At 34.5% G+C, this 13,371-nt stretch carries 12 protein-coding genes and 1 riboswitch; of the genes, 4 read left to right on the top strand and 8 right to left on the bottom strand.

The genetic code is table 11. From position 1 onward, the window contains the following. Nucleotides 1-57: 57 nt before the first annotated feature. The 6 genes from VQL36_RS10955 to gcvH all read right to left on the bottom strand — a co-directional run bounded on the left by VQL36_RS10955 (nt 58) and on the right by gcvH (nt 5,612). Nucleotides 58-1,182 (bottom strand): 2-aminoethylphosphonate aminotransferase, encoded by a 1,125-nt coding sequence (locus tag VQL36_RS10955; protein WP_349249343.1) that lies wholly within the window; start codon nt 1,180-1,182, stop codon nt 58-60. A gap of 13 nt (nt 1,183-1,195) precedes the next feature. Beyond that, nucleotides 1,196-2,323: a phosphonopyruvate decarboxylase gene (aepY, locus tag VQL36_RS10950; RefSeq protein ID WP_349251169.1), complete on the bottom strand. Its 1,128-nt coding sequence runs from the start codon at nt 2,321-2,323 to the stop codon at nt 1,196-1,198. A gap of 86 nt (nt 2,324-2,409) precedes the next feature. Then, complete coding sequence (locus VQL36_RS10945; RefSeq protein WP_349249342.1) at nt 2,410-3,153, bottom strand: YheC/YheD family protein; 744 nt, start codon at nt 3,151-3,153, stop codon at nt 2,410-2,412. A gap of 37 nt (nt 3,154-3,190) precedes the next feature. Beyond that, nucleotides 3,191-4,087 (bottom strand): phosphoenolpyruvate mutase, encoded by an 897-nt coding sequence (gene aepX / locus VQL36_RS10940; RefSeq protein WP_349249341.1) that lies wholly within the window; start codon nt 4,085-4,087, stop codon nt 3,191-3,193. Nucleotides 4,088-4,271: 184 nt separating this feature from the next. Further along, on the bottom strand, nt 4,272-4,985 hold the full coding sequence (locus tag VQL36_RS10935) for a DUF421 domain-containing protein (RefSeq protein ID WP_349249340.1): 714 nt from the start codon (nt 4,983-4,985) through the stop codon (nt 4,272-4,274). Between the two features lie 237 nt (nt 4,986-5,222). Further along, complete coding sequence (gene gcvH, locus VQL36_RS10930; RefSeq protein ID WP_349249339.1) at nt 5,223-5,612, bottom strand: glycine cleavage system protein GcvH; 390 nt, start codon at nt 5,610-5,612, stop codon at nt 5,223-5,225. Nucleotides 5,613-5,925: 313 nt separating this feature from the next. Then, nucleotides 5,926-6,024: riboswitch (glycine riboswitch) on the top strand. Nucleotides 6,025-6,256: 232 nt separating this feature from the next. On the opposite strand from gcvH, the gene gcvT reads away from it, so the two are divergent. From gcvT to gcvPB, 3 genes are read left to right on the top strand one after another with little or no spacing between them, the layout of a single operon-like run. Next, entirely contained in the window at nt 6,257-7,375 is a 1,119-nt protein-coding gene (gene gcvT / locus VQL36_RS10925; protein WP_349249338.1) for a glycine cleavage system aminomethyltransferase GcvT, read from the top strand. Between the two features lie 2 nt (nt 7,376-7,377). Continuing rightward, nucleotides 7,378-8,727 carry an aminomethyl-transferring glycine dehydrogenase subunit GcvPA gene (gene gcvPA, locus VQL36_RS10920; RefSeq protein ID WP_349249337.1) on the top strand — a complete coding sequence of 450 codons (1,350 nt, stop codon included), beginning with the start codon at nt 7,378-7,380 and terminating at the stop codon, nt 8,725-8,727. After that, entirely contained in the window at nt 8,724-10,181 is a 1,458-nt protein-coding gene (gcvPB, locus tag VQL36_RS10915) for an aminomethyl-transferring glycine dehydrogenase subunit GcvPB (RefSeq protein ID WP_349249336.1), read from the top strand. Before gcvPA ends, gcvPB begins: the two co-directional genes overlap by 4 nt. A gap of 181 nt (nt 10,182-10,362) precedes the next feature. Here the strand turns inward: gcvPB and VQL36_RS10910 are convergent, their stop codons facing one another. Both VQL36_RS10910 and VQL36_RS10905 read right to left on the bottom strand, forming a co-directional pair. Continuing rightward, complete coding sequence (locus tag VQL36_RS10910; protein WP_349249335.1) at nt 10,363-10,764, bottom strand: Asp23/Gls24 family envelope stress response protein; 402 nt, start codon at nt 10,762-10,764, stop codon at nt 10,363-10,365. A 92-nt stretch (nt 10,765-10,856) separates the two neighbouring features. Then, a complete protein-coding gene (locus VQL36_RS10905) occupies nt 10,857-11,459 on the bottom strand; it encodes a pyroglutamyl-peptidase I (protein WP_349249334.1) in 603 nt (200 codons plus the stop codon). 431 nt (nt 11,460-11,890) lie between these two features. On the opposite strand from VQL36_RS10905, the gene bioA reads away from it, so the two are divergent. Further along, a complete protein-coding gene (gene bioA / locus VQL36_RS10900; RefSeq protein ID WP_349249333.1) occupies nt 11,891-13,255 on the top strand; it encodes an adenosylmethionine--8-amino-7-oxononanoate transaminase in 1,365 nt (454 codons plus the stop codon). The last annotated feature ends 116 nt before the right edge of the window (nt 13,256-13,371 follow it).

Raw genomic sequence — 13,371 nt, 5'->3', positions numbered from 1 at the left:
TGGTAATAAGTCTAATTTTGAGTGATTTCCATGAGAATCATAAGTTTTAATTTCATTTCAGAGTTCATATTTAATCAAAGAAATATTTGCGAGATAATGTTCTAACAATTCTAAAAAAATATCTATATCCTTATAAGTAATTGCACCAATATTGGCAATTCTAAACGTTTTAAATTCATTTAATTTGCCTGGATAAATCATGATATTATGTTTGTAGAAATATTGATGCATATTTTGGAAGTTGTAGTCAGAATAATCTGGTTCATTTATTGCAGTAATGATTTTGGAATGGTGAGCTTCTGGGACTAAGTATGATAACCCTAGACGGCTTATTCCTCTAATTAATCTATCCCATGAACGGGTGTATCTAGCATATCGATCAGAAATGCCCTCTTCTTTTAATTCTATAATCGCCTGATTTAGTGCATACATCGTTTGAACTGGTGGTGTAAAACGCATTTGATTGTTTTTGGAGAAATATTTATATTGTTCATATAAATTCAAATAATAGCTCGGAATATCCGCATTTTCTAACTTTTCTAATTTACTTACTTTAGCTACAACAAACGAAATGCCAGCCATTCCTTGAAGATTTTTGTTTGAGCTAGCAGCCAAATAAGATATATTCATTTCATCCATCTGAATAGGAATTGCTGCATAAGTGCTCATCGCATCAACGATGAGATCAATATCATATTTATTACAAATGTCACCAATGAATTTCACATTGTTTAATAAACCTGTTGTCGTTTCATGATGCACGACTGCGAGATGGCTAATTTTATTTGAGCAATTTTGAATCCTTCGCTCTAAGAGTTCTAAGTCTAACGGTTCATAAGGCAAACTAGTAAACTCTACATAATTTAATTTATACGTTTTTGCAATTTTAACCATCCGTTCACCATATGCACCATTATTAATAATGAAAAGGGTATCTTCTTGAGACACACTAGAACATAAAATAGCTTCTACGGCAGAGGTACCAGATCCACTAAATAAAACAGTAGTATATTCAGCAGTGTCAGCAACAAATTGAGTTAAATCTGTGGATACAGAATTCATAAGCTGGCCAAATTCAACTTCACGAGGGCAAATATCTGGTACAACTTGTGCCAATTTAACGCTATCTGTTGTAGTTGCCGGACCTGGATTTAATAAAATATTTCTCTTAATACGATTCATTTATCCTTCACCTCTAATTACTCATAAAATGCATTAACCTTTCTTTAACCTCATAAGGTTTAATCGAAGGACGTCCTAACTTACTTTTAGATTCTTTGGAAATTTTTAAATATAAAAAAGTTAATCCTTTATTATCTTTCCAAACATTTATTTCTTTTTTTAGTTCGTTTAAGTTGTGTACATAAATTGAATTTACATATCCACATGAAGCAGCAATATTTATAAAATCAACATTATGTGATACTGTACTTTGTGCTCCAGTAGATTCATAAGCATGATTATCTAATAATATATGAAGCATATTTGATGGGTGATTATAACCATTCGAAGCTAAACACCCCATCCTCATTAGTAAAGAACCGTCCCCATCAAGAACAATGATGTTGTTGTCAGGTCGAGATAAAGCTAAACCTAACCCTATTGAGCTAACACATCCCATTGAACCAACCATATATAAATTATTGTATGCATCTTCGATTTCATATAATTCTCTTCCGGTTTTTCCTGTTGTAGCAATTTGAATGGTCTGATGATCTTTTAATTCATTAATTACTTTCAAAGACTCAAACCTAGAAGGAACTTGATTGTTTGAGTGACAGTCTAATTTTAGATGATTAACATGAGTAAGTAATTGCTCTTTTTTTAATTTTTCTTTTGAAAACGTATCTTTTCTTACGACGAAGAAAAAACAACGATTATTGTCCAAACAATGGTTTGCATAGTATAGTTGCTGGATCGCTTCATCTAAATGGGTGGATAAATATTGCCATTCGATCTGCATTAAATCAAGCATTTTTGTCGTTATCTGACCCATTAATTCATGTTGTGGTTCATCAGAAATCCCTTCCTCCCCTCGTAAACTCACGAAACCAAGAAATGGGATTCGAAAGGGAAATATTAGAGATGTTAATGGAGAAACAGCGTTTGATAATCCGGAATTCTGCATAAGAACAACTGGTTTAATACCTCCTATTGAAATGCCTGACGCTATCGCTACTGCTTCCCCTTCATTTGTTGCAGCAATGTATTCACATTCATTCATTGCATAATTTATTAAACTTTTTAGGAAAGAACAAGGGACGCCAATATACTTTAAAAAATTTAATTTTTTTAATTCATCTCCAAACTCTTTTGTATCAATCAAACCCTTCACCTTTCCTTCTGTTACTAAATTAAATACTGAAGAAAAGCCCGTACTATGATTAGTAGGGCACTACGACCTCAACATTAACTACTTTTATATCTCTTAATCCTTCGATACATACTTTTATCCTCAAGCATTTTAAAATGTGAGGTGAATGGTTTTAAGTTAGCTTCAAGAATCCATACATGACCATTCTGATCCAATGCTATATCTAATCCAAAAATACGATTTTTCTTATAATATTTAACTAAGTGGTGAGCTGAAGCTAAAGCTACTCTATCTATTTTCCTAAGTAGTGATTTATATGGAAGATTACTAATTGTAGACATCTGAATAGCTGCACTGGCTGGTAAAACATGCCCTTTACTCCTCGTTATGTTAGAAACAATAAAGCCTTCCCCAGCAACTTTTGCTACCTTGCCAGTAACAACCCATCTATTTGAATCTTTCTTCCTTTGCGTAATCACTCTAAAGTCAAAAGGACAATCATTAATGGTAGGTCTGAAGATACTTTGTTGAATAATATAATTATCGATTTTATCTTTCAAATACTTATAGGTTTTTTCTCTCCCCTTTTTTGTAACAATATGATCTTCACTATGAATTTTATACCGATTATTTCCTTCTGCAGACACTAAAATAACTCCACGTCCTCTACTCCCTTTGGATGGTTTTAATATTACATCTTCATATTTATTGAGAAATACACCAAAAACCTCTTTATCCATTAAGTATGTTTCAGGCATATATGGAATCAAGTCTTCATTTTTTATCATAAACTGATATTTAGCCCATTTATGTTTTCTTATTTTCCCCAGCGTAAACACCACCTTTTTACAAAATTTATTTCATATAAATTACTATCTATAATTTTTTTTCAGTTATATTTTTTTTAGGGAGATATTTACGTTCCGCTAAATCGAGCTCATTTGAATTTTGCAGCCTAAAAACCTCTTCGAGGGCAGCTACCAGGTTTTCTGCACGGTATATACTTTCGTCTCGATAAATCATTTCAGAAATATTTTTTATTGCATCAATGGAGGCTCTCAGATTGTGATTCGCCCAAATCACTAAATTAGCGCCTGCATCCTTAAACAGTTCAGTAGGAGTAGTGTAATATTTCGTAGGGACTAACACAATTGGCAACCTGCCTGACCATTCTTGCATAAACGATTCAATCTCTTTAAAATCCGATCTTTTGCTATGAATAAGTATCGCATCCGCTCCTGCTTGACGATAAGCTTCTGCACGTTTCAATGCTTCTTCTAATCCCCAACCTGTGATAAACGCTTCCACTCTGGCTACAACAATGAAATCATCATCTGTTTGAGCATCTTTCATTGCTTTAATTTTGCCGGAAAATTCATCAATGTCTGCAAGTGGTTGAGTTGCTGCATTAATAAATGAATTCGTTTTTGGAAACAATTTATCTTCTATACATACCCCTGCAATTTTACGTTGTTCTAATTTTTTTACTAGTCGCCTTGCATTGTTAAAATTACCGAAACCTGTATCTCCATCAAATAGAATTGGAATAGATGTAGCATCACTCATAAACTCTAAAATCTCCAACACTTGAGTCCAAGAAGCCTCATTATTGTCTCTAACTCCCATCGAAGCTGAGATCGATAAACCACTTGCCCATATTCCTTTAAACCCAGTTTCTTGTACAATGGTAGCTGATAAACCGTTATGAGCTTCCATAATAAAATCCAGCTCTTTTGAAGTGAGGATTTGTTTTAATTGTGTAGTTTTTTCCATAAAGTTCCCCTCTCACTCAACTTACATATTTCATGCTCATTTCTAAAGATGTTGATATTATCATATGCTGCATTTTTTTTTTGGGAAGGGAGTTTTTCATAAAAAGTTAAATTAAAATATTCAACATATATAAAAAATAAGATCCCTACCTTCTTGATTATCATATGGTAGGGATCTTTAATCTTTAATGTTCTATTGGAGGAATTTGAGTGGGTGAATTTTTAGACACATGAATTTCTGAGTTCTCATTCACAGAAGCAAAAAATACATCTTCTATTCGTACACTTTGATTTTGAAGCTGGGTCTCCAACCACTTCATGTCTTTTTGAATATAAGATAATACTTTTTCAGAAATGATCCCATCTAATATAATGGGGTAAGAAAATTTGTTATGTTTTAAATCTAGCCCAAGATCTTCTATAGTGACGGCTGACTTCAATGGTTTCTTGTACACCGACAACTTACCATTTGATTCTAATATCGCCATCTCAACATCTTCAATATTAAATATATCTTTTTCTCGCAACATTTGAAGAATATTATCAATAGAATAACGTTCCTTCTTCAAATTCTCTTTTAATAAATTTCCATTATGAATGACTACAGTAGGTTCAAAAGTAACCCATTTACCAAATTTCCTACTTTTAATCATTAAGGCATTCACAATACGCTGTAACAAACCAATTAAAAGCACTGCCACTATTGTTGATATGTGCTCTACTTTTAGATCTCCAATGTCTGCTCCAACTACAGCACCAATTGTAATAATAATGACAAAATCAAAAACTGGAATTTCACCGACAGATCTTTTCCCCATATAAAGTACCATCATTAAAAGTAAAGGGAAACTGGTGACGACACGTAATAAAAGTATTAAAAAATCTTTAATAAAATCCAATTCTTTTACCTGCCTTAGTGTTTAATATCAATCGTAAATAATAGAAATATTATTTCCAAAAGATTGAAATATTAATCTATTACAAAAAAGTAGAAGAGCGGTTATCAACCATTGACCTACGATATAGTTCCCTCGAAGAGTTAAAAAAAACTCTGAATGCAAATGGGTTTGAAATTTCTCAAAAAAAAAGCACTATCCCATTGGATTAGTGCTTTAAACATATTTGCTTAATTCAACTTATTCAATCACAGCACGATAACCTTCAGCAGTAAGTAGTTTACTCAATGCTTCTTTTACATCACCTTCAACTTCAACTTCAACTAACCAGCCACCGTCATAAGGTTCTGCGTTCACTTTTTCTGGCTCGCCTTCTAAGATATCGTTAATTTTTGTAACTTTACCAGATACGGGATAATAAATTTCAGACACCGTTTTTACTGACTCAATAGTCCCCATTACATCACCTTCGGAGAAACTGTCTCCAACTTCAGGAAACTCTACAAACACAATATCTCCCAACTGTTCTTGTGCATAATCAGTAATTCCAATTCGTACAACTTGTCCTTCTACTGATAATGTCCATTCGTGGTCTTCGCTGTACGCTAAATTTTCTCTTAATTCACTCATCTTCAACGCCTCACTTCAATCATTATTATTGTTAAAATATGTGAGTTCTATTCTAAGTCGGTTCAAAGATCAATCAATATTTTACTGACTTTAAAATCGAACTATCATCATTATGTATGGTTCTAATCCACGTCAGACATTCATATTCGTCTTCATCCGCATCAAAGTTTGTTTTCTAACTCAGCATAAATCAGGTTATAAGGCTATGTCAATATTCAGAATAAAATTAGTTTAAAAAATTATTATTGACACCTTTCCCTATCGAAGAATATAATTTTGATATACATGTCAAAAACAATAATATAACAAGCGGATGATGGTAGCGGGAGAGATTACCATAGTATAATAGGTAACGCCGAAGGAGTAAGCCTTCACAGGTGAATCTCTCAGGCAAAAGGACCTTTACTTGACGCACCTCTGGAGAGAATCCTGTTTTGATGAAAGGATCACCCAAGGGGAAACTTATACAAAACTATTTATTAATCTTTTACATATATTTTTGTGTAAGACAACTCTCAGGTACAAAGGACAGAGCATGGGGATCATATAACTATGAAACGCTTCAGTAATTGAAGCCAACGTAGCTAATTTTTCTTATGTCTGTCTTTTTTTCGTGTTTCCAAACTTATAGAAGAGGTGAAGAAATGAGTGAATTAAAAAGAACTCCTTTGTTTAACTTATATGAAAAGTATCCAACTGCACGTTGTATTGATTTCGGAGGCTGGGAATTACCTGTTCAATTTTTCGGGATTCAAAAAGAACATGAAGCTGTCAGAAACCAAGCTGGACTTTTTGATGTTTCTCATATGGGTGAATTTATCGTAACAGGTAAAGACGCTGAGCATTTTATTCAGCATATGACAACAAACGATGTAACAAAGTTGAATTTGAATCAAGCTCAATACACATTAATGTGTTATCCCGATGGTGGAGTCGTTGATGATTTGTTAGTATATAAAATCAGCGAAAACGAATTCATGTTAGTTGTTAATGCTTCGAATATTGACAAAGATTTAGAATGGTTACAAAAACACATTACAGGGAACGTAACCATTGAGAATAAATCAGATCAAACTGCATTATTAGCACTTCAAGGACCTAATGCTGAAAAAATCCTATCTCGTGTTACTGCTGATGATATTCATTCCCTATCCCCTTTCCACTTCATTCAACAAGCGAAAGTATGCGGTGCAGAAGTACTACTATCTCGAACTGGGTACACTGGTGAAGACGGTTTTGAAATTTATTGCTCATCGGAAGACGCATCGAAAGTATGGGAAGGTCTATTAAATTCATGTGAACCCGAAGAACTCACTCCTGTTGGATTAGGTGCACGTGATACACTCCGTTTTGAAGCAAGGTTACCCCTTTATGGTCAAGAACTATCCAAAGACATCACACCATTAGAAGCAAGTCTAGGTTTTTTCGTTAAATTAGATAAAGGTGAATTTATAGGAAGCAAAGCATTAACAGAACAAAAACAACAAGGTGTGTCAAGAAAATTAGTTGGCATTGAAATGATAGATAGAGGGATTCCTCGTCATGGATATTCCGTATTTGTAGATGATAAAAACATTGGAAATGTAACTACAGGTACACAATCCCCTACTTTAAAAAGAAATCTTGGTTTAGCTATCTTAGATATAGATTACACAAAATTAGATACAGAGGTATGGGTGGAAATTAGAGGTAAAAAATTAAAAGCCAAAGTAATTAAAGCCCCTTTCTATAAAAGACCAAAAGTGAAGAAAGAAGGAGAATAACTATGAAAAAGCATCGATATATACCGATGACAGAACAAGATCAAAGTGACATGCTCGCTACGATCGGTGCGGATTCCGTCGAAGAATTATTTTCAGATATACCTGAATCTATTCAATATAAAGGAACTATGCCGATGTCAGAAGCGTTAAGTGAGCCTGACTTATTAAAGCATATGAGTGAATTAGCTGAAAGAAATGCACACTTTGAACAAAATCCTTGCTTTTTAGGCGCAGGTATCTATGATCATCACATTCCAGTTGTCATTAACCATATGATCTCTCGTTCTGAATTTTACACGGCATATACACCTTATCAACCTGAAATTAGTCAGGGTGAGTTACAGGCCATCTTTGAATTTCAATCCTATATTTGTGAATTAACAGATATGAAGGTTGCAAATGCTAGTATGTACGATGGCGCTACCGCGTTAGCTGAAGCGGCAGCCTTAGCTAGTGGAGCCACAAGACGTAAACGTATTGTCGTTTCCAAAACAGTTCATCCTGAAGCTCGTGAAATATTACAAACAACTGCACATGGTTTAGGACTTGAAATCGCAGAAGTTGGATTTAAAAATGGCGTAACAAATGTTGATGAACTTAAAACATTAATTAATGAAGATACTGCTGCTGTTTTGATTCAATCTCCAAACTTTTTTGGTTGTATTGAAGATGTTAGAAGCATTGAACCTTTAGTGCATGAGAAAAAAGCTTTACTTGCCCTTAGTGTGAATCCAATGTCCCTTGGGTTATTAGAATCTCCTGGTAAACTTGGTGCAGATATTGTAGTTGGTGATGCACAACCGTTAGGTATCCCTGCTGCACTTGGTGGTCCAACATGTGGATTTTTCGCGGTAACTGAAAAATTAATGAGACGTATACCTGGTAGAGTTGTAGGTCAAACCACAGATACAGATGGGAAACGTGGATTTGTATTAACTTTGCAAGCGCGAGAGCAACATATTCGTCGTGAAAAAGCAACATCTAATATATGTTCCAACCAAGCTTTGCTTGCTTTATGTGCATCTATTTATATGACTACAATGGGGAAAGCTGGAATGCAAGAAGTAGCTCAGTTAAACATAAATAAATCTCATTATGCTGCAAAACGATTCTCTGAGTCTGGAAAACTTGCCTTTGATGCCCCATTTTTTAATGAGTTTGTAGTAAAACTTCCTGAAGGAACGGACGTAAATACAGTCAATTCTAAATTAATAGAAAAAGGTTATATCGGTGGATTTGATCTAGGATCTTCTTATCCTGATTTAAAAGGACATATGTTGTTAGCTGTTACTGAACGAAGAACAAAAGATGAAATTGATGGATTCATCCGTGAACTGGAGGAAATCATATGAAACCCGAAAAAAAATTGATTTTTGAACTTAGTAAACCAGGACGTGTTGCTTATTCTTTACCAGAATGTGATGTGCCTCAAGTATCTCTAAACGATGTTATACCAGAATCAATGCAACGAAGCAAAGCTGCTGAGTTGCCGGAGGTCTATGAAGTAGATGTTATTAGACATTACACAGAATTATCAAGATTAAACTTTGGGATCGATAATGGTTTTTATCCACTAGGGTCTTGTACGATGAAATACAATCCTAAAATCAATGAAGATACTGCTCGTTTTCCAGGGTTTGCTAAGATTCATCCTCATCAGCCAGAAGAAAGTATTCAAGGCGCACTTGAATTGCTTTACACTCTTCAAAATGATTTAGCTGTATTAACTGGAATGGATCAAGTTACGCTACAACCTGCTGCCGGTGCACATGGAGAATGGACTGGGCTAATGATGATTCGGGCTTATCATGAAAGCCGTGGAGAAAAAAGAACAAAGGTTATTGTTCCCGATTCTTCTCATGGAACAAATCCTGCAAGTGCAACTACAGCTGGCTATGAAACGATTACGATAAAATCTGATGAGCGTGGAATGGTTGACTTAGACGCTTTACGTAATGCTGTAGGTGACGATACTGCTGCATTGATGCTCACAAATCCAAGTACACTAGGATTATTCGAACAAGAAATTGTAGAAATCGCAAATATCGTTCATGAAGCAGGCGGATTGTTATATTACGATGGTGCAAATTCAAATGCCATTATGGGGATAACTCGCCCAGGTGATATGGGTTTTGATGTAGTACATTTAAATCTTCATAAAACAATGAGTACTCCTCATGGCGGTGGGGGTCCTGGTTCTGGTCCAGTTGGAGTGAAGAGTAAACTGATCCCGTTTCTACCAAAACCTATTGTTAATAAAAAAGAAGACGGCTCATTCTATTGGGATTATGATCGTCCTCAATCCATCGGTCGTGTAAAAGCATACTATGGAAATTTCGGTATTCTTGTTCGCGCATATACGTATATGCGCACATATGGACCAGACGGATTAAAACGTGTGTCTGAAGTAGCTGTTATCAATGCTAACTATATGATGCATCGTTTAGCACCATATTACGAGGTTGCTTATCCTGGAGTTTGTAAGCATGAGTTCGTATTATCTGGTAGAAAGTTAAAACAGTATGGTGTACGTACACTAGATGTTGCTAAAAGATTGCTTGATTTTGGATATCATCCACCAACGATCTACTTCCCTCTTAATGTTGAAGAATGTATTATGATTGAACCAACGGAAACGGAAAGCAAAGAAACACTTGATGGGTTTATTGACACCATGATTCAAATCGCTAAAGAAGCTGAAGAAAATCCTGAAATAGTTATCAAGGCTCCGTATGATACGGTTGTAAAACGTTTAGATGAAACAACAGCCGCACGAAAACCTGTATTAAACTGTTCTTGTGGTTAACAGTTACACCAAAAAAAGACAAATTAATTTAAATAGCCGATATTTCCTATACAAAGGAACTATCGGCTTTTATATTAAACATATCAACCTACATGAAACCTCATCTTCCTAGACTTGTACCTCTATTACTAGTTTTCATACTATTATAAAATTTCAATGGGGAAAGCTCCCCATTGAATAGTTAATCCACAATATCCTTTTTATCTTCTTGTTCAAGATCAACACCATGTACATTTACATTTACTTCTACTACAACAAGACCAGTCATTGAATGAATTGCTTCTTTTACATTTCCTTGGATGTTCGAAGCAATAACAGGAATCTCTTTTCCATATTCAACAATAATAGAAACATCAACGATGACTTCCCTTTCACCAACTTCCACTTTAATCCCTTTAGAAAGATTTTTGCGTCCGATCCACTCTGCGATTCCCCCTGCTATCCCACCACTCATACTTGCGACACCATCAACTTCAATTGTTGCCATTCCTGCTATGATTTCTACAACTTCGGGAACAATGTGCACTCTTCCAAGCTCTTTTCTTTCAAGCTCCAAATTCGTTAATGTTTTTGTAGAAGACATTATAATCCCACCTTTCTTCTCTGTCATAAAAGTTGAATGCGTTACCTCTTACACTAAATAAAATATGGCGAGTAAATAAGATCTATGACTGTTTAATCCAACAATTCAATCATAACGGTAACTGCTCTAAGCAAATCTTGTTCAGACCAGCTTGGAAGTTTAGGATTGTCAATGGCAAGTTCATGAGATGCAGGTATATGAACAAAACCAGAACGAGTAGATTTTTCCTCTTTTTTGATGTGATGCAACATCGTATACATCACATGATTACATAAATACGTACCTGCTGTATTTGAAATTGTAGCTGGTAGATTTGCATCTTTTAAACCATTTACGAGTATGCGAATAGGTAATGTTGAAAATAATCCGTCTGGACCATTAGATACAATGGGTTGATCTTGTTTCCTATTCCCTTTATTATCTGCTTCTCCATCATTACAATTAATTGCAATCCTTTCTGGAGTTATCTTAACATTTCCAGCTGCTAATCCTAAAGAAAGAACAACATCGGGCTCCGTTTCTTCATAATGTTTAATCATTTCTTGACCTGATTGTTCAAAATCTACAGATAAAACACGTCCATACACTTCATAATTGCCTATTGTGTGCCTATTTAATTGTTTTACAATTTGTTCAGTTGGATTGATAGGATAGTTTAAAAATGGTACAAATCCAGTTAAGAGTATCTTTTTCAATATAAAAACCCTCCGTAAAAAACGATTTTAGAAACATTAATTATTTTGATAAACATAATTCATTCATCATTTGTTTTTAAGTTTTTTTATAACTTTATCGATATCTTCAAAGCCATAAGCTACTTCTTCCAATACTTTTCCTGAGAAAACAAAAACCAATGATCTCCCCTTCTTTTGTTTCAGCTACATAAACAAATTGATTATTATACATCAGGAATTCATTCCAACGTTCTTTATACACTTCAACAGATTGGTTGTTTATTAAAAATAAACTAGTTCATACTACTTCTTATAACCTCATTATAATTGAAATGGATTCTGCTTATGAATAAATTTTGTAACAATTGAATTTGTTAAACACAATTATATGTTATTATTATTGGGGATTGTTAAATTTGAAATATAGTATTTCGTTAGGAGGATGTACCCTTTTGGACACTCAATTAAAAAATAAACTAATAAAAAATGATAGAGATTATGTGTGGCACCCTTTTACACAAATGAAAGATTACGAGAACCAGGACCATGTACTGATAGAAAAAGCCGAAGGCATTTATTTATATGACGCAGATGGAAACAAGTATTACGATACGGTTTCATCTTGGTGGGTTAACGTCCATGGACATTCACATCCACGTATTCGTGCAGCAATAGATAAACAGATGTCAGAGATGGATCACGTGATGTTTAGTGGGTTTACTCATAGACCTGCTATAGAACTTTCAGAAGAACTAGTTGAAATTACACCAGAAGGTTTAAATAAAGTATTTTTTTCAGATAATGGCTCTACCGCTGTAGAAGTTGCGTTAAAAATGTCATTTCAATATTGGCTTCATTTAGGAAAAAAAGAAAAAAATAAATTCGTCTTTTTGGATAATAGCTATCATGGAGATACCATTGGTGCAGTAAGTGTTGGTGGTGTGGAACTTTTCCATTCTGTTTTTAAACCCCTTCTTTTTGACTCATACAAGGTTTCATCTCCAAATCCATTTTTTTGGTCACAGCAGCAAGGTGCCTCTGAAGATGAAGCTGTTTCTATCTGTTTAGAAGAAGTCAGAACTTTGTTTGAAGAAAAGTCAGAGGAGATTGCTGGATTCGTCATGGAACCTTTAGTTCAAGCTGCAGGTGGAATGATTGTGTATCCTCCCTCCTATTTAATTGGTATTCGTAAATTATGTGATGAATTTGACATCCACCTTATTGCTGATGAAGTAGCTGTTGGATTTGGTAGAACAGGTAAGTTGTTTGCATGCGAACATGCTGGAATATCTCCAGACCTTATGTGTCTCTCGAAAGGTTTAACTGCAGGTGTTATGCCACTCTCAGTTACGTTAAGTACACTTAAAATATTTGATGCCTTTTATGATGAATATGAAACATATAAAACTTTTTTCCACGGACATAGTTTCACAGGTAATCCACTAGCTTGTGCCGTTGCACTTGAAAACCTGCAAATATTTGAAGATAACAAAGTAATAGACTCGATACAAGCAACTTCAGAATATTTACAACATCGGTTTCGTGAATTTGATAAGTTGAAACATATCGGAAACGTGAGAGGCATCGGCATGATTGCAGCGATGGATATCTTTGAAGATAAAGCTAAGGGGATAAGTTATGCAGCCAATAAAAGAACGGGATATCAAGTGTATTTGACAGGATTAAAACATGGTTTGATTATGCGTCCACTAGGAGATACGATTTATGTATGGCTTCCACTTTGCACAACGATTGATGATATAGATCAAATTTTATATAAGATTAATGATATATTGGTTGAATTAAAACTTGCATGAAAAGAGGCTGGGACAAAACCCAATTAAAATGAATAAATCGCATGAAATCAATTTAATAATCCTTGATTTCATGCGATTTTATTTATGCGTATTATGCAAAAATCAGTTAGTTTTCA

It is taken from the genome of Chengkuizengella sp. SCS-71B (genome assembly GCF_040100845.1).
In the GTDB taxonomy this organism is placed as follows: Bacteria; Bacillota; Bacilli; order Paenibacillales; family KCTC-33759; genus Chengkuizengella.
Note: the sequence above shows the minus strand (reverse complement) of the source record. Positions and strands in the feature narration are given on the sequence as shown.

Bases quoted from the DNA above. Each gene is read 5' to 3' on its own strand.
- VQL36_RS10955 (WP_349249343.1), bottom strand. From the start codon at position 1,182: ATGAATCGTATTAAGAGAAATATTTTATTAAATCCAGGTCCGGCAACT.
- aepX (WP_349249341.1), bottom strand. From the start codon at position 4,087: ATGGAAAAAACTACACAATTAAAACAAATCCTCACTTCAAAAGAGCTG.
- gcvH (WP_349249339.1), bottom strand. From the start codon at position 5,612: ATGAGTGAATTAAGAGAAAATTTAGCGTACAGCGAAGACCACGAATGG.
- gcvT (WP_349249338.1), top strand. From the start codon at position 6,257: ATGAGTGAATTAAAAAGAACTCCTTTGTTTAACTTATATGAAAAGTAT.
- gcvPA (WP_349249337.1), top strand. From the start codon at position 7,378: ATGAAAAAGCATCGATATATACCGATGACAGAACAAGATCAAAGTGAC.
- gcvPB (WP_349249336.1), top strand. From the start codon at position 8,724: ATGAAACCCGAAAAAAAATTGATTTTTGAACTTAGTAAACCAGGACGT.
- VQL36_RS10910 (WP_349249335.1), bottom strand. From the start codon at position 10,764: ATGTCTTCTACAAAAACATTAACGAATTTGGAGCTTGAAAGAAAAGAG.